Source organism: Ruegeria sp. E8 (assembly GCF_056533985.1).
Window position 1 is genome coordinate 1 of the sequence record NZ_JBQFOY010000013.1, and the last position, 17,241, is coordinate 17,241.

The following is a 17,241-nucleotide window of genomic DNA, read 5'->3' on the forward strand; positions in this document are numbered from 1 at the left end:
CTGCGGTCAGCGTCGTTTTACCATGGTCAACGTGGCCAATCGTGCCGATGTTGACGTGCGGTTTTGTACGCTCAAACTTTTCCTTTGCCATTCCTCAGGCGCCCTTTTGCGATTTGGGGGACCCTTGGTCCCGTGGTTACATCTGCGCGCGCGAGATATTTGGTTCAAAGGGGAAAATCAAGCACATCCTGCGTGAAAAGAAGGTTAAGACGCCGGATTTTGCGTGACCTCGCCGGATTCCAGCGGCTGGATCAGGTCAGGACGCCGATCAAACCAGCCATTGTCCTTGTGTTCTTCGGCCAGCCACTCTTCGACCCGGTCGGCGACTTTCAGGGCCAGACCGCTCATCTGCTCTTCCCTGGTGCGTTCATGCCCCGACCCTTTCAGGGCGCTGCCCCCGGTCGTATCTTCCAGAACCTGAAACTGCTTACCCTTGGCGAGGAATTCTTCCTTTTTCACGTCGTACACGTTCACCAAAACGATCGCAGTGCTTTTGGGGTTATACAACACAGGGATTCCCGGAGGCGCCAGCATGTAGCCTTCCAAGCTGATGCCGATGTCATATTCCTGAGCGCCTTCATATCGGCCCAACCGGATATTGACCGCGTTCTGGATCGCATCCTCCCACTCCTGTGGGGTCGCATCCCGCGACACCGGACCCTGCTTGGCTTTTTCGGCGAAGGCATAGTTCACGCGCAGTTTGAATTCTCCGAGGCTTTCGGGTTCCTCATAAACCTGCGTTTGCGTGCAAGCGCCCATCAGGGCAAGTCCGGTGATCAGGGTCAGAATGCGCAGCATATATCTCGTCTCGATAGGCCTGTTTTTCTTTGATCTAACGTACCGATACGGGTTGTGCCAAGCCGTATCGGCGGAATTTCACTGTTATGGCCGCCTGATCACGAAAACTTATAGTCGCGCGGGAAGCCATAAGGCGGCTTTTTCCCGACACTGGCGCGCTTGGACAGCCATTGGCTCATGTCGGCCTCATGACGGGTTTTGTCACCGCCCATGGACCATTTCAGACCCTCTTCCCAATTGAAGGTCGTAATGTCGGACAGGCCACCATCCAGCTCAAGCGTCCCCTGACGCCCGCGCGCCATATTGTATTTCTGCAGACGCACGCCCTTGCCGCGGGTCATCTCGGGCAGCTCCTCGGTCGGGAACACAAGGAACTTGCCGTTTTGCGACACCACCGCCACGTGGTCACCCGCGACCGGCTTACAGATCATCGCCGTCTCGTCACCCTTGACGTTCAGCACCTGTTTGCCGTTGCGAGTCTGGGCCAGCACATCGTCCTCGGGCACCATGAAACCGTTGCCCGCATCCGAGGCCACCAGCAACTTGCGCCCGGGCTTGTGGATCAGGATATCGATGATCTGCGCTTCATTCGGCAGGTCAACCATCAGGCGCAACGGTTCACCCATACCTCGCCCGCCGGGCAGGTTGGCCGCACTGACGGTGTAGAAACGTCCGTTCGACGCAAAGACCAACAGCCGGTCCGTCGTTTCCGCGTGGAAGATGAAGCGCGGGCCGTCGCCATCCTTGAACTTCAGCTCGCGCTTCAGGTCGATGTGGCCGGTCATGGCGCGGATCCAGCCCATTTGCGAGCAAACGACCGTGATCGGTTCCTTGTCGATCATAGCCTCAAGCGGAACTTCCTCGATCTGCCCGGCTTCGGCAAATTGCGTCCGGCGCTCGCCGCCTTCGTAATCTTTGCCGAAGGTCTTCTTGGTCTCTTTCAGCTGCTCAGCGATCTTGGCCCATTGCAGGGCAGGATCGGCCAGCAGATCTTCGAGATTGGCGCGTTCCAGCATCAGCTCATCGCGTTCGCGGACCAACTCCATCTCTTCCAGTCGGCGCAAGCTGCGCAGGCGCATGTTGAGGATGGCGTCGACCTGAACCTCGGACAGTTCGCCCTCGCCCGGCTTGGGCGAGACATAATCGGCTTCGCTGGTGGCGCGGATATGGTCGATCCCCCAATCCTCGCGCATCAGCGCGGCTTTGGGATCGTCGTCGTAACGAATGATGTCGATCACCCGGTCGAGGTTCAGGAAGGCAACAATAAAGCCCTCCAAAACTTCCAACCGGTGATCGATCTTCGCCATCCGGTGACGCGAACGGCGGATCAGCACCTCTTGCCGGTGATCGAGGAAGGCGCGCAGCACTTCCTTCATCGAGCAGACCTTGGGCGTCACACCGTCGATCAGCACGTTCATGTTCAGGCTGAAACGCACCTCAAGGTCCGAGTTGCGATAGAGCATGCCCATCAGCACCTCGGGGTCGACGTTCTTGGAACGCGGTTCGAGAATCAGGCGGATGTCATCGGCGGATTCGTCGCGCACATCGGCGAGGATCGGGATTTTCTTGGTTTGGATCAGTTCGGCGATCTTTTCGATCAGCTTGGATTTCTGAACCTGATAGGGGATTTCAGTGACGATGATCTGCCACTGGCCGCGGCCCAGATCCTCGACCTCGTATTTACAGCGCAGACGGAACGAGCCGCGCCCGGTGCGATAGGCCTGCGCGATGTTCTCGGGCGGCTCTACTATCACGCCGCCGGTCGGGAAGTCCGGACCGGGCACGTAGTTCAACAGCGTGTCGTCGCGGGCATCCGGCGTCTTGATCAGATGCAGACAAGCATCACACAGCTCAGCGATATTATGAGGCGGAATATTCGTCGCCATACCCACCGCGATCCCACTGGCGCCATTGGCCAACAGGTTCGGGAACTGTGCGGGCAACACGACCGGCTCGGTCAGCGTGCCATCATAGTTGTCGCGGAAATCGACGGCGTCTTCGTTCAGACCCTCAAGCAGCGCCTCGGCCACGATGGTCATCCGCGCCTCGGTGTATCGCGAGGCCGCCGGGTTGTCGCCGTCGATATTGCCGAAATTCCCCTGCCCGTCGACCAGCGGATAGCGCACGTTGAAGTCCTGCGCCAGGCGCGCCATCGCGTCGTAAATCGCGGCGTCGCCGTGCGGGTGATAGTTGCCCATCACGTCGCCGGAAATCTTGGCTGACTTCCTGAAACCTCCGGTTGCGCTGAGTCGCAACTCTCTCATCGCATAGAGGATTCGCCGATGGACCGGCTTCAGCCCGTCCCGCGCATCCGGCAGGGCGCGGTGCATGATGGTGGACAGCGCATAGGTCAGATAGCGCTCGCCAATTGCGCGGCGCAGCGGTTCAGCCACCTCGCCCCCACCTTCGGGGGCCTCCATATTGGGGTCGTCGATCGTGTCGTTCATACATGATGTGATACGACGCAAGCGCGGCTGGGTAAAGCAAGCAACGCATATTTTGCTGGGGACAAGTCGCGCTTTTTGCAACAGGGGGAGACAGCCTGTTGTTTTCCCCGGTTTTTCGACTCGGCCCCGGAAATATGCTAAACTCTCATCAATTGAATTGCTGCCTATTGTTGATGTTACGATTGCTTGGGGGATGCGCCATGACGCGCCTGATACTTGTTACTTTTGCTGCACTCGGCTGGACCTTTTACGTGATGAGCGGAGGTCCTGAATTTGAGCCTCGCGGGGTTCGCTCGGTAGAACCTGAACGCGTTGCAGTGGCACCCAAACCGGCCGATCCGGTTGTTGAGCCGGCACCGGTCGAAGTGTTGGTGACCCGCGCCGCTGTGAAACCTGCGGTCGCGCCCCCAGCCGTCACTGAAACCGTCGCCGAGTTGGGCGAGGCCGAAACCAAAGTGCTGCTGTCACAGGTTGCGGCGGGCTTGAAAGCGAACCCCTCATTGTTCAGCGATGAAAGCGTGACTCTGACCCTGGCGTCGCTGGAACAAGGCGTGGCTGCATTGGAACAGGTGACCACCGACGCCGAACTGCCAACCGTTGAACTGCCCGAGGTGGTCGAGACACCCAAGGATATCCGCGAAATTTCGGGAACCCGCGTCAACTTGCGCGACGGGCCGGGGACGATCTATCCGATCATCGGCAAGGCCAGGATTGGCCAGCAGGTCGAGGTCTTTGGGGATTCGGGCACCGGCTGGTTGCGCCTGCGCGTGTTGCCGGGGCAACAGGTTGGGTGGATTTCGGCATCACTCGTCCGGAAAACAACGAACTGACATCGAAGCGTCATTGCCCTGCCGCAAACCCCGCCATAGCTTTTGGCGGGGATCAGGCTCGGAAGAAACATGCAGAAATCGATTCTAATTACGGGATGCTCGTCAGGCATCGGTCTGGACGCAGCACACGGTATGCGTGCGCGGGGGTGGCGCGTTTTTGCATCCTGCCGACAGCAACGTGACTGTGATCGCCTGCGCGCTCAGGGCTTTGAAAGTCCCAGGATCGACTACACCGATGCCGACAGCATCACGTCGGGTTTGTCATATGTTCTTGAGAAAACGGGCGGCACGCTGGACGCCCTGTTCAACAACGGCGCGCATGGCCTGCCCGGCGCGATTGAGGATGTTCCCACCGACGGCCTGCGTCATATCTTTGAAACCAACGTCTTCGGCTGGCACGAGCTGACGCGTCAGGTGATTCCCGTCATGCGGGAACAGGGCCATGGTCGGATTGTGCAATGTTCCTCGGTTCTGGGTCTGGTCGCCTTCCCGTGGCGCGGCGCTTATGTCGCCACCAAATACGCCGTTGAAGGGCTGACGGACACACTACGGCTGGAACTGAGGGACACCGACATTCACGTTGTCCTGATCGAGCCCGGCCCCATCACCTCGAAACTTCGGGAAAAAGCGATTCCGATGTTCGAAAAGTACATCGACTGGGAAAACTCGGCGCTTCGGGACCGGTATGAAGGATCGCTGCTGAAGCGACTCTATGAAAGCAGCGGGCCTGACCGGTTCGAACTGCCCGCTTCGGCGGTCACGGACAAGCTGGCCCACGCGGTCGAAGCGCGCCGTCCCAAGCCGCGCTATTACGTGACGACACCGACCTATATCGCTGGCTTTCTGCGCCGGGTTTTGTCCACAAAAGCCACCGATCGCATCCTTTCGGATATCTGAGGCGAAATATCCCGTTCGCTTTTTGACGCCCTGACGCTAGATGGGGCATAATCGAATAAACCGGATGGTGACTTCAAATGGACTTTTTGATGATCGTTTTGCTTCTGGCCATGGCGGCGGTTGTCGTCGTGTTGACCTTGGGCATTGCGAATTTCGGCAAAGGCGGCATGGAAGCTGCAAAGAAAAGCAACAAGATGATGCGCCTGCGTATCCTCTTTCAGTTCATTGCCGTGTTGCTGATCGTGCTTTTCGTTTATCTGCGCGGACAGGGAGTTCAGTAAATGGTAGTACTCAACAAAATCTACACCCGCACGGGCGATGACGGCAAAACCGCTCTGGGCAATGGTGAGCGTGTGGCGAAATACTCAGGCCGCGTTGCGGCCTATGGCACAGTCGACGAATTGAACGCCTTTGTCGGCGTGGCCCGGACCGAGGCCGAAGGCGACGTCGAAGCCGCCCTTGCGCGCATCCAGAATGACCTGTTCGATCTGGGCGCCGATTTCTGCCGCCCCGAAATGGAAAAGGATGCCGAGGCCGATTATCCGCCTCTGCGCGTCGTGCCCGCCCAGATCGACCGGCTGGAAGCCGAGATCGATGTGATGAACGAAACGCTGGAACCGCTGCGCAGCTTCATCCTGCCCGGAGGCTCTCGACTCGCGGCACATCTGCACGTGTGCCGCACGGTTTCACGTCGGGCGGAACGCCTTGCGGTCGAGCTGACGAACATGGAGCCCGTGAACGACGTGGCGGTCAAATACCTCAACCGTCTCAGCGACTGGTTCTTCGTTGCCGCCCGCTGCGCAAATGCAAACGGCAAAGACGACGTGCTATGGGTTCCGGGCGCAAATCGCTGAACCGATACTCAGCCAAAGAAGCGCATGGGCTACATTATTTCCCTTCTCTGCGGAAAAAAATGCAAAACGCGACGTCCCGGTGCACTGACGTGACGATTTTGCTCTGTTGTGCCACTGCGACAGGCGCTATCTAGGCCCGCGAGAGCATTGGTGGAGTCGCGACGCGGCTTACCGTATTTTTAAGGAGCAAGCGCAGAAATGAAGGTACTGGTGCCTGTAAAGCGCGTGATTGACTACAACGTGAAGGTTCGCGTGAAGGCGGACGGAAGCGGTGTTGATCTCGCCAATGTCAAAATGTCGATGAACCCGTTCGACGAAATTGCCGTGGAAGAGGCGATCCGCCTGAAAGAAGCAGGCAAGGCTGAAGAAGTCGTGGTTGTTTCGATTGGCGTAAAGCAAGCGCAGGAAACCCTGCGGACTGCTCTGGCCATGGGTGCTGACCGCGCGATCCTGGTTGTTGCTGCGGACGACGTGCACACCGATATCGAGCCTCTTGCCGTTGCCAAGATCCTGGCCAAAGTGGTCGAGGAAGAGCAGCCCGGCATCGTTCTGGCGGGCAAGCAGGCGATCGACAACGACATGAACGCCACCGGCCAGATGCTGTCGGCCCTGCTGGGCTGGTCGCAGGGCACCTTTGCCTCGGAACTGGACATCGAAGGCGACACCGCCAAGATCACCCGCGAGGTGGATGGCGGTCTACAGACCATCAGCGTCAATATGCCGACCATCGTGACCGTCGACCTGCGCCTGAACGAGCCGCGTTATGCGTCGCTGCCGAACATCATGAAGGCGAAGAAAAAGCCGCTGGATGAGAAAACCGCCGCCGATTACGGCGTCGATGTCACCCCGCGTCTGGAAGTCGTCAAGACCGAAGAACCGCCGGCGCGCGCCGCAGGTATCATCGTGGGTTCGGTTGACGAGCTGGTTTCGAAACTCAAAGAAGCGGGGGCTGTGTAATGGCTGTACTTCTGCTTGGTGAAGTCAACAATGGTGAGCTGTCGCTGGACGCCACCGCCAAGACTGTTGCCGCCGTCAAGTCGCTGGGCGACATCACCGTTCTGGCCGCAGGCGGTTCGGCCGCTGCTGCCGGTGAGGCCGCTGCCAAGATCGACGGTGTGTCCAAGGTTCTGGTTGCCGAAGATGCCTCGCTGGGTCACCGTCTGGCGGAATCGACCGCAGCGCTGATCGTTGGCCTGGCCGACGGGTACGAGCACATCGTTGCCCCAGCCACCACCGACGCCAAAAACGTGATGCCGCGCGTTGCCGCGCTGCTGGACGTGATGGTGATCTCGGATGCGTCCGGCGTTGTTGACGGCTCGACCTTCGAGCGTCCGATCTATGCGGGCAACGCGATCCAGACCGTGAAATCGAACGACGCCAAGAAAGTCGTCACCATCCGTACCGCGTCCTTCGACGCGGCCGGCGAAGGCGGCTCAGCCGCGATCGAGACCATCTCGGTCGGTGACAATCCCGGCCTGTCGTCCTGGGTTGAGGACAAGGTTGCCGAAAGCGACCGTCCTGAGCTGACCTCGGCTGGCGTTGTTGTTTCGGGTGGCCGTGGCGTTGGTTCGGAAGAAGACTTCAAACTGATCGAAGGTCTGGCAGACAAGCTGGGCGCGGCAGTTGGCGCATCGCGCGCCGCCGTTGACTCAGGGTATGCCCCGAACGACTGGCAGGTGGGTCAGACCGGTAAGGTTGTTGCACCGGACCTCTATGTCGCGGTCGGCATCTCGGGTGCGATCCAGCACCTCGCGGGCATGAAAGACTCCAAGGTCATCGTTGCGATCAACAAAGACGAAGAGGCGCCGATCTTCCAGGTTGCCGATTTCGGTCTGGTCGCTGACTTGTTCGATGCGGTTCCCGAACTCACCGGAAAACTCGGCTGATCTTTCGGTACATCGACCCGACAAAACTTATAAAGGCTCGCCCGAGAGGCGGGCCTTTTTCAGTTCAGATCCCTCAATGCAACCAGCAGTTTTTCCGCAATCTCTCGATGCGCGGACGGACCGATCATATGTTCTGCAATCGGTTGCTGCAGCGTGCCGAACAAAACATCCTCAAGCGCAGCAGACTGACCGGACACGCAAACGGAAACCTCGACAACACTGGCACATAAAGGCTTCAGCTGTTCGATCATGGCGACGTCCGGCACGACACAATCGCCATGCGAACCAGTTTGCCGCTTTACGTGCAACCAGAGAAGAATGACCTCGGGTTCGATTGCTTTGATCAGCGTTGTGGTGGTCTGCACCCAGACCTCTTTCAACTCCTGCGCGATGACTTCAAAACGCGCGTCCTTTTCGGCACTCAACCTTGCCAGCAAGTGCCTTATGAAGTGGATTTCCGTGAAATCAACATCTGGGTAAAGTTCAAGCAGATCGCGGGTCGGCTGAAGAAACCGATCATTGCGGCGCGGATGCACGCGGTAGAACCGATTCGACTGACAAGGGACATCCGGCACCTGCAACACGCACAGGTCTGACCCGTTGACCAGTTTCAACACGCCCGGATCGCCGGACAGCGCCTCGGCCCCGCAAAACAGGCTGCCAAAGTTGACACAGGGTTTTTCCAACCGCTTCCCCAGCACTGCCGGATACGGATCATCGACGAACCTGCCGAATGTCTCTTCCCCGCCCAGGCATGCCACGTAAGGCGCCTCCAACCCGCTAGGTGGCCCCCGGAACCACAGTTTCGAATCCGCGTATCGACAGGCAGCCTCTCTGCCGCTGTTTGTCTGATGAAAGCTCATATCAAGCCCCCCATTTTCTCACCCGATTGCCATTTTGCGGCCGCAGATATTGAGAATATCCTAATGCGCGCATTTGAAGCAAAATTGACGGGTTCGATCCCCTTGCCGCCTGCCCCGGTCTACCGATACTGTCGCGGTATCCTCCAGGGTAAAGGCAGCTGAAAATGGAAGTTAAATCGGTTGGGGTGATTGGCGCGGGTCAAATGGGCAATGGTATTGCCCACGTTCTGGCATTGGCGGAATACGACGTCTTGCTGAACGATGTCAGCCAGGATGCACTGGACAGCGCGATTTCCACGATCGAGGGCAACATGGCGCGTCAGGCGTCGCGTGGAAAGATCACCGAAAACGCGATGCAGGCCGCTCTGAAGCGGATCAACACCACGCTGGAGCTACCGAGTCTGGGTCAAACCGATCTGGTGATCGAGGCCGCGACCGAGCGGGAAACGATTAAACAGGCGATTTTCGAAGACCTGCAACCCCATCTGCTGCCGCATACGATTCTGACGTCCAATACGTCGTCAATTTCGATCACACGTCTGGCAAGCCGCACGGACCGACCCGAACGGTTCATGGGATTTCATTTCATGAACCCGGTGCCGGTGATGCAGCTGGTGGAATTGATCCGGGGCATCGCCACGGACGAAGAAACCTTCAGCGCCTGCAAAGCGGTTGTGGACCGGTTAGGGAAAACGGCAGCAAGTGCCGAAGACTTCCCCGCCTTCATCGTGAATCGCATCCTGATGCCGATGATCAACGAAGCGGTTTATACGCTCTACGAAGGCGTTGGAAACGTTCAGTCCATCGACCAGTCAATGAAGCTGGGTGCGAACCATCCGATGGGGCCGCTGGAACTGGCGGATTTCATTGGGCTGGATACCTGTCTGGCTATCATGAACGTGCTGCATGACGGGCTGGCCGACACCAAGTATCGACCCTGTCCGCTGTTGACGAAATATGTCGAGGCCGGGTGGCTGGGACGTAAAACAGAGCGTGGGTTCTATGATTATCGGGGTGACGTTCCTGTCCCAACGCGCTGAAGGGGGCCAGCCCCCTCGCCCGGATTTCATCCGGGCTCACCCCCGGGATATTTTTAGCCAGATGAAGAAGCGGATCAGGACTTAAGCGTCTTGCCCAGGGACATTGTGTGGTTTCTGAGCCAGGCCATGAAGCCACGCGGATCACGCTCCAGCTGCTCCATATCCTGATCCGAGATCGGATCGCCGATGACCGGCGATTGCGGTTTGTTGCAGGAGCGCACGATTTCATGCAGCAAAAGACCCTGCCGCAGGATCGGCGATACGCGGTTGGCAATCTGATACCAGCGCGAATTGCTGCCCGGAAAGAATATCGGCACCACGCGCGCGCCCGAACGGCGGATCATTTTGGCGGTAAACACGTTCCATTCGCGCTCGATCGCAGGCCCGAACCAGTCGTCCGAGGACATCACGACACCGGATGGGAACAGCGCCACAACGCCACCGTTTTTCAGGTGCTCCATCGCCTTGCCGCGCATTTCCAGCATTTTCGCCTGCGCCTCGGGATCGTGTGGGAAGGGCACCGGGATCATGAAAGAGGTCGCGGCCTCATCCAGACCGGTCAGGACCGAACGGGTGAGAATGCGGTAGTCGCTGCGCACTTGTCCGATCAACTCGGCCAGAATCATACCGTCCACCATGCCATGGGGATGGTTGGCAACGACAACAACGGGGCCGGTTTTGGGAATACGCGCGATCTGCTCTTGTGGGGTGGTCAGATCGATCCCCATCACTTTTAGCGCACCGCCCCAGAACCGCTGGCCGCGATAATATTCGTTCTTTTTCTCGAACTTGTTGACCATGCGCAGAATGGTCAGCTTGCCTGTGCACCATTCGATCGCCCGAATGGCGGTTGAAGTCCAGGCATCGTCGAACGAGTTCGCATAGGTCAGAGTTCTACGGTCGTAGATCTCACCCTGTTCTGCGGTCCCATCCAGCACCGGGCTTGTCTTGGTCTCGTGCGTTGTTTCCGCCAATTCCTGGTCTTCCCGTTCTTCCTGTCCCGGCGGGGTGGCTTAAAACCCCTCTCCGAACTTGTCGTTCACAAGCGTTTCCAGAGCTTCTGCCAATGCCTCAGCATCCGGCCCGGACGTCTCGACGTCAATAGTTGTTCCGCGCGATGCTGCCAACATCAAAAGCCCCATAATACTGTCGCCTGATGCAGAAAGTCCGTCTTTTGACACCTCAGCATGTGCATCGAACCCTTCCACAACCTCAACCAGCTTTGCCGAGGCACGTGCATGGAGGCCCTTTTCATTTAATATTTTGAGGCTTCGGTTCGTCATATTCAATAATCCGCTTTTAATCTAATGTCACATTTTGCGCATTGATGTATTTCCGTCCAGCCTCCATCGCCTGGCGGACGGCGTCTCCAATGGGCAAGTGGCGGCTTTTGGCCAATTTGATCAGCATCGGCAGATTTGCTCCGTACAGAATGCGCCGATCTTGAGGCGCGCAGGCACGCAGGCTGAGATTCGATGGGCTGCCTCCGAACAGGTCGGTGACGACGACAACACCGTCCCCCATGTCTACTTCGTCGGCGGCACGGCAGATTTCGGCCTGTTTTTCATCCCGGTCATGGTTGGCTTCAATCGCAATGGCCACGAGGCTGGGCTGTGGCCCGACCACATGCTGCGTGGCGGCCAGGTATTCCTGAGCCAACCCCCCATGCGCAACGATCACAATTCCGATCAATCCGACCTCACATTCAACGACCGACGTTCCATCTCGCGATGTCTAATTGCCACCTGCTGCCCGTCTTCCGCAAGAGCCTTTGCGACGGCCTCTGCAAGGGCCACTGATCTGTGCTGGCCGCCCGTGCATCCAAACGCAACGGACAGATGCGCTTTGCCTTCGGCCCGAAAAGCCGGCAGCAACAGGGTCAGCAAATCGAGCACTCGATCATAAAACGGCAGGTAGTTTGCATCTGACTGCACATAGTGCGCGACGTCGGGGTGTCGACCATCCGCCGCACGAAGTTCGGGCCGCCAATAGGGGTTTGCCAGAAAACGGCAATCGAACACCATATCCAACCCGCGCGGCAAGCCGCGTTTATAGGAGAAGGACTCGACAGAAACCGCCAGATGCCGCCCGCCTTGAGGTGCGAACCAGTTCTCGACCTCTTCGCGCAGCTGATGCACGTTCAGAAGGCTGGTATCGATCAGTGTATCGGCAATCTCACGGATCGGGGCCAGCAGTTCTTTTTCGCGCTGAATGCCGGTTTCCGGGCTGGCATTTTTTGCAACGGGGTGCCGTCGTCGGGTTTCCGAAAAACGACGCACCAGAACGTCATCGCTGCAATCCAGATACAGAACCGTCAGATCGACCTGCGCCATCCGGCCCAGTTTTTCTGCCAGTTCAATAAAGCCGATGGTCGAGAAATCGCGATTTCGGGCATCGATACCCAAGGCCATCGGACGGTCACTGTCTGCGCTGTCAAGCAGGCGCAGCAATAGCCCCATGGGCAGGTTGTCGATCGCCTCAAAACCCAGATCTTCCAAAACGTGAATAGCGGTGGATCTGCCCGCCCCGGATGGCCCCGTGACCAATACGATCCGCCGTTGCGATGTCATGTGTTCGGCCATTCCGGGTTTACACGTCCATTTTTCAAAAGCAGCATCAACGCTGCAGCCAAATTGGGTACAGACGCACCCCGAAGCAAGGGAACAGTTTGCCTCAGCACTGAAATTGTCGCTGGGTCTGGCAGACGCTGCGGTTCGTGTTGGTCCAGATCCACCACGTAGTCCAAAGGAACCGGATCAGAGGGGTCTGCCTTGATCAACCCAATGTACCGGGCCTCGATCAATCCGTGTATGTTGGGCACGGCCGAAGCGAACACCTGATGGTGTCGCATTTCCAGATTGACGCGGTCATCGGCAACCAGGTCCGCGCCAAACGCCATCATCTGCAACGCTAACCCGGATTTCCCGGTGCCGGACGCGCCGATGATCAAAAGCCCGCGCCCGGCAACCGAAACGCATGAGGCATGAACACACGCCCGGTTCTGGTCTTTGGCGTTTGACAGCGAATCAATCGGCATCGAGTTAAACGGGCAGCCCCACGACAAAGCGGGCACCCAGAGGATCGGATGTGATATCGGCCTCGGTCGGGCGGATGTTTTCGGCCCAGATCACGCCGCCATGGGCTTCGACGATCTGCTTTGAAATGGCCAATCCAAGGCCCGAGTTATTGCCGAAATGCTCCGCCGGGCGTTCCGAGTAGAAGCGCTTGAACACCTTGGTGAGCGCCTGTTCGGGAATGCCGGGGCCTGTGTCTTCGACAACGACCAGCACGCGATTGTCCCGCTGACGAACCCAGACCCGAATGGCGTCGTTTTCCTCGCAGAAGGAAATGGCATTGGTGATCAGATTGACGAACACCTGCGCCAAGCGCGCTTCCAACCCGTTGATCACAATCGGCTCGGATGGCAAGTCGGTTATGTAATCGATACCCTTCGAGCGTGCATCCTCGCCCAGATACTGCCCAAGATTGCCCAGCAGTTTGAGCAGATCGAAGGGTTGCTCTTCTTCCTTGACCAGTTCCGCATCCAAACGCGACGCGTTCGAGATATCGCTGACCAACCGATCCAGACGCCGAACGTCGTGTTCGATCACATCCAGCAGTTTGTCGCGCTGATCCTCACGTTTGACCATGCGCAGCGTGCCGACGGCGGATTGCAGGCTGGCCAGCGGGTTCTTGATTTCATGGGCGACGTCGGCGGCGAACTGTTCGTTTGCGTCGATCCGGTTATACAGCGCCGTCACCATGCCCCGCAAAGCGCGGCTGAGGCGCCCGATTTCGTCCGGACGTGCGCTGAGATCCGGAATACGGATGCGCCCGGGATTGACCCCGGTGCCCCGGTCCTTGCCCATTTCGGCCGCTGCTGCCAGATCGGCCAGCGGGTTCGCGATTGTCGAGGCCAGCACAAGGCTCAGGCCGACCGACACCAGCAGGGCCACCACGAACATCTGAAGGATGCGTTCCTGCTCCCGGCGGGCAAGCGCGTCAATCTCACCTGCGGGGCCAGTGATGGCCACCGCTCCGGCTGGGGCATTTTCAAATAGGATCGGTGCGGCGGCCACGATAACCGTCTCACCGGCGCTATCCTGAACCGCCTGAACCTGACTTTGCCCGGCAATCGCAGGCGGAATTATGGCCTGAACCCGTTGCGCCAGCGTCGGTGCCTCAACTTCGGTTGACCAGTTGAGTAGGTTCGACAACCCAGTCCAAACGGCGTTCAGCGTGTCGCTGATTACCGTGCTGCCGGTCTGCACATCGGCCTCGGACCTCAGAAGAACCGGCATGTCCGATGCCTGAGGGGCACCGCGTGTCCAGCCGATCAGAGTGCCGCTGGCGTCATAGACAAAAACCTCACCCCCTTCGGGCAGAGTCAGGCCGGACAGCGTATCCTTGACGTCCAGAGCCCCGGCATTCTGCGCGGATTGCAATGCGCTCTGACGCAACTGGGTTTCAAAGACGTTGCTGACCAGTTGCGCGTCGCCAAGCAGGTTGCGTGCGGTCTGCTGGACTTTCTCTTTTCGCGAGTCGTCCAGATACAGCAATCCCGTGACCAGAATCACCAAGGCAATCAGATTGAAGGTGATGATCTTGCGCGCCAACGGGGACCCGCGCAGAGAAAACAGGTTCCTCCGGGATCGCTTCTCTCTCAGCTCCGCCGACTCGGGGTCCTGGGGAATGACCCAGTCATCCCCAAGAACGACGTCACCGTCGCGTAGTTCGCTGGCTTGTTCGGTGTCGCGCACGAGACCCCATTACCTCTTGCAGGCGGCCGCGCCTATTCTTCGTTGTACCGGTAACCGATACCATACAAGGTTTCGATCGCCGAGAACTCGGAATCGGCCGCACGCATTTTTTTCCGCAGGCGCTTGATATGGCTGTCGATGGTGCGGTCGTCCACATAGACCTGATCGTCGTATGCCACATCCATCAGCTGATCGCGGCTTTTGACGAATCCCGGACGCTGAGCCAGCGCCTGTAACAACAGGAATTCGGTTACGGTCAGTGAGACATCGTTGCCCTTCCAGCTGACTGCATGACGCAGCGGGTCCATCCGAAGGTCGCCGCGTTCCATTACCTTGGTGTCATTGCTGTTGGCTGTAACTGCATCGCCGCTTGTGGCCTCTTGCCGACGCAGCAGCGCACGAATGCGCTCAACCAGCAAACGTTGCGAGAATGGCTTTTTTACATAGTCGTCCGCGCCCATGCGCAGGCCGAGAACCTCGTCGATCTCGTCATCTTTCGAGGTTAGGAAGATCACCGGCATCTGCGTTTTCTGACGCAGCCGCTGCAGCAGATCCATACCGTCCATACGCGGCATCTTTATATCCAGAACAGCCATGTCCGGCAGTTTCTTGTTGAACGCGTCCAACGCGGCCTGTCCATCGTTATACGTTTCTACCTCGAAACCTTCGGCTTCGAGTGTCATGGATACGGACGTCAGAATGTTTCTATCGTCATCCACAAGTGCAATCTTTGACATCGGGCTCACCCCTATTCCTGCTCACTCGCGCAATAATTCGCTTATTTGTAAGGCATTGTTGGCGGTTTTAAGACGCCGAATCAATCCGTAACTGCGAATCGTGCCTTTCTTGCGGCAGGTCTGCGGCAAATTTGCCTTGATGCCCGCAAAAAACTGCCTGCTTTTCCGGCTGGAAAAAGGTGATGGCGCTAAATCTGAACTTGTTTGCGTTAACTGCGTCAAACCCGCCTGTTCATGCCCCGAATGACCGTGATAAGACGCGCCCAGCCGCCGGTTTTTCCCGGCTCACTGCCCCAATGGCGCAACAGGCCATCAGCCACCGCGCCGCCACAGGAGAAGACACACATGACATCTGGACGGGTTAACCCGCAATTCCGCCTCGAAGATCAGGGCATCGAGGGTCTGGGCAATGTCTATTACAACTTCATGGAACCGGCGCTGATCGAAGAGGCGCTGAAGCGCGGCGAAGGCACACTTGGCAAAGGCGGGGCATTTCTGGTCACCACCGGCAAGTTCACCGGCCGCTCGCCCAAGGACAAGCATGTCGTCAAGACCGACAACGTCGCCGACACCATCTGGTGGGAAAACAACGCCGCCATGAGCCCCGAAGGCTTTGACGCGCTGCATGCCGACATGCTCGAGCATATGAAGGGCCGCGACTTTTTCGTGCAGGACCTCGTCGGTGGTGCCGACCCGGCCTATTCGATCAACGTGCGCATGGTCACCGAACTGGCGTGGCACAACCTGTTCATCCGTCACCTGCTGCGCCGTCCGGACCGCGAAGACCTGGAAGAGTTCATCGCGGACTTTACCGTCATCAACTGCCCCAGCTTCCAGGCCGACCCGGCCAAGCATGGCTGCAACAGCGAGACGATCATTGCGCTGAATTTCGACCGCAAGATGATCCTGATCGGTGGCACCGAATATGCGGGCGAAAACAAGAAGTCGGTATTCACCCTGCTGAACTACATGCTGCCGGAAAAAGGCGTGATGCCGATGCACTGTTCGGCCAACCACGCTGTCGGCAACCCGGTCGACACCGCCGTGTTCTTTGGCCTGTCGGGTACCGGAAAGACCACCCTGTCGGCCGATCCGTCGCGCACCCTGATCGGGGATGACGAACATGGCTGGTCGGATCGCGGCACTTTCAACTTCGAAGGCGGCTGCTATGCCAAGACCATCAATCTGAACGCCGAAGCCGAGCCGGAAATCTACGCGACCACCAGCAAGTTCGGAACCGTGATCGAGAACATGGTCTTCGATCCCGAAACCAAGGAACTGGATTTCGAAGACGACTCGCTGACCGCGAATATGCGTTGCGCCTATCCGCTCGAGTATATCTCGAACGCATCAAGCAGCGCTTTGGGCGGTCATCCGAAGAACATCATCATGCTGACCTGTGACGCGTTCGGCGTTCTGCCTCCGATCGCGCGGCTGACCCCGGCGCAGGCGATGTATCACTTCCTGTCGGGCTTTACCTCGAAGGTGGCCGGTACTGAGCGTGGCATCACCGAACCGCAACCGACCTTTTCGACCTGCTTCGGCGCGCCGTTCATGCCGCGCCGTCCGGAAGTCTACGGCAACCTGCTGCGTGACAAGATCGCTCAGCACGGCGCGACCTGCTGGCTGGTGAACACCGGCTGGACCGGCGGTGCCTATGGCGTTGGCTCGCGAATGCCGATTAAGGCCACCCGTGCTCTGTTGACCGCCGCACTGGAAGGATCGCTGCGCGACGCCGAGTTCCGCAAGGATGCCAATTTCGGCTTTGACGTGCCGGTCTCGGTGCCGGGCGTGGCCGAGGTATTGCTGGACCCGCGCCGCACCTGGGACGATCAGGCCGCGTTCGACAAGCAGGCCGAGAAGCTGGTGCAGATGTTCGCAGAGAACTTTGAACAGTATCTGCCTTTCATCGACGAAGACATCAAAGCCGTCGCAATCGGATAAATCAGGGAAAGGGGCCACAGCGCCCCTTTTTCATTGCGCGGTTGCGGGTAATTTTCTCCCCATGATTGTATGTCACAAAAAGCACATACAATTGCGTTGTTTCAAAATGCGATTTGCGCTACGCCTGTTAACCACTACGACGAAAATACCCGGCACAATTGCGCCGGGCACTAACTGAAAGTACC

Annotated in this window: 20 protein-coding genes; 8 read left to right on the forward strand and 12 right to left on the reverse strand. The window is 58.3% G+C overall.

Features of this window, described 5'->3' with window-relative positions; all coding sequences use genetic code 11:
• From ACR0LF_RS15865 to ACR0LF_RS15875, 3 genes are all read right to left on the reverse strand, one after another.
• Positions 1–91 (reverse strand): GTP-binding protein (locus tag ACR0LF_RS15865; RefSeq protein WP_215675807.1); only part of this gene is annotated, 91 nt, incomplete at its 3' end.
• Positions 92–204: 113 nt separating this feature from the next.
• Positions 205–798, reverse strand: coding sequence for a hypothetical protein (locus tag ACR0LF_RS15870; protein WP_480581415.1), 594 nt, complete (start codon positions 796–798; stop codon positions 205–207).
• Between the two features lie 98 nt (positions 799–896).
• The gene (locus ACR0LF_RS15875) at positions 897–3,245 is read right to left on the reverse strand and encodes a DNA topoisomerase IV subunit A (protein ID WP_480581417.1); all 2,349 of its coding nucleotides are present in this window, start codon (positions 3,243–3,245) and stop codon (positions 897–899) included.
• 200 nt (positions 3,246–3,445) lie between these two features.
• Here ACR0LF_RS15875 and ACR0LF_RS15880 point away from each other — a divergent pair, with 200 nt between their 5' ends.
• From ACR0LF_RS15880 to ACR0LF_RS15905, 6 genes are all read left to right on the forward strand, one after another.
• Positions 3,446–4,075, forward strand: coding sequence for an SH3 domain-containing protein (locus tag ACR0LF_RS15880; RefSeq protein WP_480581419.1), 630 nt, complete (start codon positions 3,446–3,448; stop codon positions 4,073–4,075).
• Positions 4,076–4,144: 69 nt separating this feature from the next.
• On the forward strand, positions 4,145–4,972 hold the full coding sequence (locus ACR0LF_RS15885) for an SDR family NAD(P)-dependent oxidoreductase (protein ID WP_480581421.1): 828 nt from the start codon (positions 4,145–4,147) through the stop codon (positions 4,970–4,972).
• Between the two features lie 77 nt (positions 4,973–5,049).
• A complete protein-coding gene (locus ACR0LF_RS15890) occupies positions 5,050–5,253 on the forward strand; it encodes a twin transmembrane helix small protein (protein WP_480581422.1) in 204 nt (67 codons plus the stop codon).
• Positions 5,254–5,826: a cob(I)yrinic acid a,c-diamide adenosyltransferase gene (locus ACR0LF_RS15895; RefSeq protein WP_480581424.1), complete on the forward strand. Its 573-nt coding sequence runs from the start codon at positions 5,254–5,256 to the stop codon at positions 5,824–5,826.
• A 198-nt stretch (positions 5,827–6,024) separates the two neighbouring features.
• Positions 6,025–6,783, forward strand: a complete 759-nt coding sequence (locus tag ACR0LF_RS15900; RefSeq protein ID WP_480581425.1) for an electron transfer flavoprotein subunit beta/FixA family protein — start codon at positions 6,025–6,027, stop codon at positions 6,781–6,783.
• Positions 6,783–7,712, forward strand: coding sequence for an electron transfer flavoprotein subunit alpha/FixB family protein (locus tag ACR0LF_RS15905; RefSeq protein ID WP_480581427.1), 930 nt, complete (start codon positions 6,783–6,785; stop codon positions 7,710–7,712). The genes ACR0LF_RS15900 and ACR0LF_RS15905 overlap by 1 nt, the downstream gene beginning before the upstream one ends.
• 59 nt (positions 7,713–7,771) lie before the next feature.
• Here ACR0LF_RS15905 and ACR0LF_RS15910 read toward each other — a convergent pair whose 3' ends face one another.
• Complete coding sequence (locus ACR0LF_RS15910; protein WP_480581429.1) at positions 7,772–8,575, reverse strand: DUF6473 family protein; 804 nt, start codon at positions 8,573–8,575, stop codon at positions 7,772–7,774.
• A 164-nt stretch (positions 8,576–8,739) separates the two neighbouring features.
• Between ACR0LF_RS15910 and ACR0LF_RS15915 the strand changes: the two genes are divergently transcribed.
• Positions 8,740–9,615, forward strand: a complete 876-nt coding sequence (locus ACR0LF_RS15915; protein WP_480581431.1) for a 3-hydroxybutyryl-CoA dehydrogenase — start codon at positions 8,740–8,742, stop codon at positions 9,613–9,615.
• 74 nt (positions 9,616–9,689) lie between these two features.
• Here ACR0LF_RS15915 and ACR0LF_RS15920 read toward each other — a convergent pair whose 3' ends face one another.
• Genes ACR0LF_RS15920 through ACR0LF_RS15955 form a run of 8 tightly spaced genes read right to left on the reverse strand, consistent with a single transcriptional unit; the run spans position 9,690 to position 15,334 of the window.
• Positions 9,690–10,589, reverse strand: a complete 900-nt coding sequence (locus ACR0LF_RS15920; RefSeq protein WP_480581433.1) for a lysophospholipid acyltransferase family protein — start codon at positions 10,587–10,589, stop codon at positions 9,690–9,692.
• A 39-nt stretch (positions 10,590–10,628) separates the two neighbouring features.
• Complete coding sequence (locus tag ACR0LF_RS15925; protein WP_480581434.1) at positions 10,629–10,898, reverse strand: HPr family phosphocarrier protein; 270 nt, start codon at positions 10,896–10,898, stop codon at positions 10,629–10,631.
• A 16-nt stretch (positions 10,899–10,914) separates the two neighbouring features.
• Positions 10,915–11,307: a PTS sugar transporter subunit IIA gene (locus tag ACR0LF_RS15930; RefSeq protein ID WP_480581435.1), complete on the reverse strand. Its 393-nt coding sequence runs from the start codon at positions 11,305–11,307 to the stop codon at positions 10,915–10,917.
• Positions 11,304–12,185, reverse strand: coding sequence for an RNase adapter RapZ (rapZ, locus tag ACR0LF_RS15935; RefSeq protein ID WP_480856434.1), 882 nt, complete (start codon positions 12,183–12,185; stop codon positions 11,304–11,306). Before rapZ ends, ACR0LF_RS15930 begins: the two co-directional genes overlap by 4 nt.
• A complete protein-coding gene (locus ACR0LF_RS15940) occupies positions 12,182–12,652 on the reverse strand; it encodes an HPr kinase/phosphorylase (RefSeq protein ID WP_480581439.1) in 471 nt (156 codons plus the stop codon). The genes rapZ and ACR0LF_RS15940 overlap by 4 nt, the downstream gene beginning before the upstream one ends.
• 4 nt (positions 12,653–12,656) lie before the next feature.
• Positions 12,657–14,375 carry an ATP-binding protein gene (locus ACR0LF_RS15945; RefSeq protein ID WP_480581441.1) on the reverse strand — a complete coding sequence of 573 codons (1,719 nt, stop codon included), beginning with the start codon at positions 14,373–14,375 and terminating at the stop codon, positions 12,657–12,659.
• Between the two features lie 32 nt (positions 14,376–14,407).
• Positions 14,408–15,112 carry a response regulator transcription factor gene (locus ACR0LF_RS15950; protein WP_480581443.1) on the reverse strand — a complete coding sequence of 235 codons (705 nt, stop codon included), beginning with the start codon at positions 15,110–15,112 and terminating at the stop codon, positions 14,408–14,410.
• A 21-nt stretch (positions 15,113–15,133) separates the two neighbouring features.
• A complete protein-coding gene (locus tag ACR0LF_RS15955; RefSeq protein ID WP_480627539.1) occupies positions 15,134–15,334 on the reverse strand; it encodes a hypothetical protein in 201 nt (66 codons plus the stop codon).
• Positions 15,335–15,457: 123 nt separating this feature from the next.
• Between ACR0LF_RS15955 and ACR0LF_RS15960 the strand changes: the two genes are divergently transcribed.
• Positions 15,458–17,056 carry a phosphoenolpyruvate carboxykinase gene (locus tag ACR0LF_RS15960; RefSeq protein ID WP_480581444.1) on the forward strand — a complete coding sequence of 533 codons (1,599 nt, stop codon included), beginning with the start codon at positions 15,458–15,460 and terminating at the stop codon, positions 17,054–17,056.
• The last annotated feature ends 185 nt before the right edge of the window (positions 17,057–17,241 follow it).

Excerpts from the sequence above, each read along its gene's own strand:
- ACR0LF_RS15870 (WP_480581415.1), bottom strand. The coding sequence starts at position 798 with ATGCTGCGCATTCTGACCCTGATCACCGGACTTGCCCTGATGGGCGCT.
- ACR0LF_RS15875 (WP_480581417.1), bottom strand. The coding sequence starts at position 3,245 with ATGAACGACACGATCGACGACCCCAATATGGAGGCCCCCGAAGGTGGG.
- ACR0LF_RS15880 (WP_480581419.1), top strand. The coding sequence starts at position 3,446 with ATGACGCGCCTGATACTTGTTACTTTTGCTGCACTCGGCTGGACCTTT.
- ACR0LF_RS15885 (WP_480581421.1), top strand. The coding sequence starts at position 4,145 with ATGCAGAAATCGATTCTAATTACGGGATGCTCGTCAGGCATCGGTCTG.
- ACR0LF_RS15890 (WP_480581422.1), top strand. The coding sequence starts at position 5,050 with ATGGACTTTTTGATGATCGTTTTGCTTCTGGCCATGGCGGCGGTTGTC.
- ACR0LF_RS15895 (WP_480581424.1), top strand. The coding sequence starts at position 5,254 with ATGGTAGTACTCAACAAAATCTACACCCGCACGGGCGATGACGGCAAA.
- ACR0LF_RS15900 (WP_480581425.1), top strand. The coding sequence starts at position 6,025 with ATGAAGGTACTGGTGCCTGTAAAGCGCGTGATTGACTACAACGTGAAG.
- ACR0LF_RS15905 (WP_480581427.1), top strand. The coding sequence starts at position 6,783 with ATGGCTGTACTTCTGCTTGGTGAAGTCAACAATGGTGAGCTGTCGCTG.
- ACR0LF_RS15910 (WP_480581429.1), bottom strand. The coding sequence starts at position 8,575 with ATGAGCTTTCATCAGACAAACAGCGGCAGAGAGGCTGCCTGTCGATAC.
- ACR0LF_RS15915 (WP_480581431.1), top strand. The coding sequence starts at position 8,740 with ATGGAAGTTAAATCGGTTGGGGTGATTGGCGCGGGTCAAATGGGCAAT.
- ACR0LF_RS15925 (WP_480581434.1), bottom strand. The coding sequence starts at position 10,898 with ATGACGAACCGAAGCCTCAAAATATTAAATGAAAAGGGCCTCCATGCA.
- rapZ (WP_480856434.1), bottom strand. The coding sequence starts at position 12,185 with ATGACATCGCAACGGCGGATCGTATTGGTCACGGGGCCATCCGGGGCG.
- ACR0LF_RS15940 (WP_480581439.1), bottom strand. The coding sequence starts at position 12,652 with ATGCCGATTGATTCGCTGTCAAACGCCAAAGACCAGAACCGGGCGTGT.
- ACR0LF_RS15950 (WP_480581443.1), bottom strand. The coding sequence starts at position 15,112 with ATGTCAAAGATTGCACTTGTGGATGACGATAGAAACATTCTGACGTCC.
- ACR0LF_RS15960 (WP_480581444.1), top strand. The coding sequence starts at position 15,458 with ATGACATCTGGACGGGTTAACCCGCAATTCCGCCTCGAAGATCAGGGC.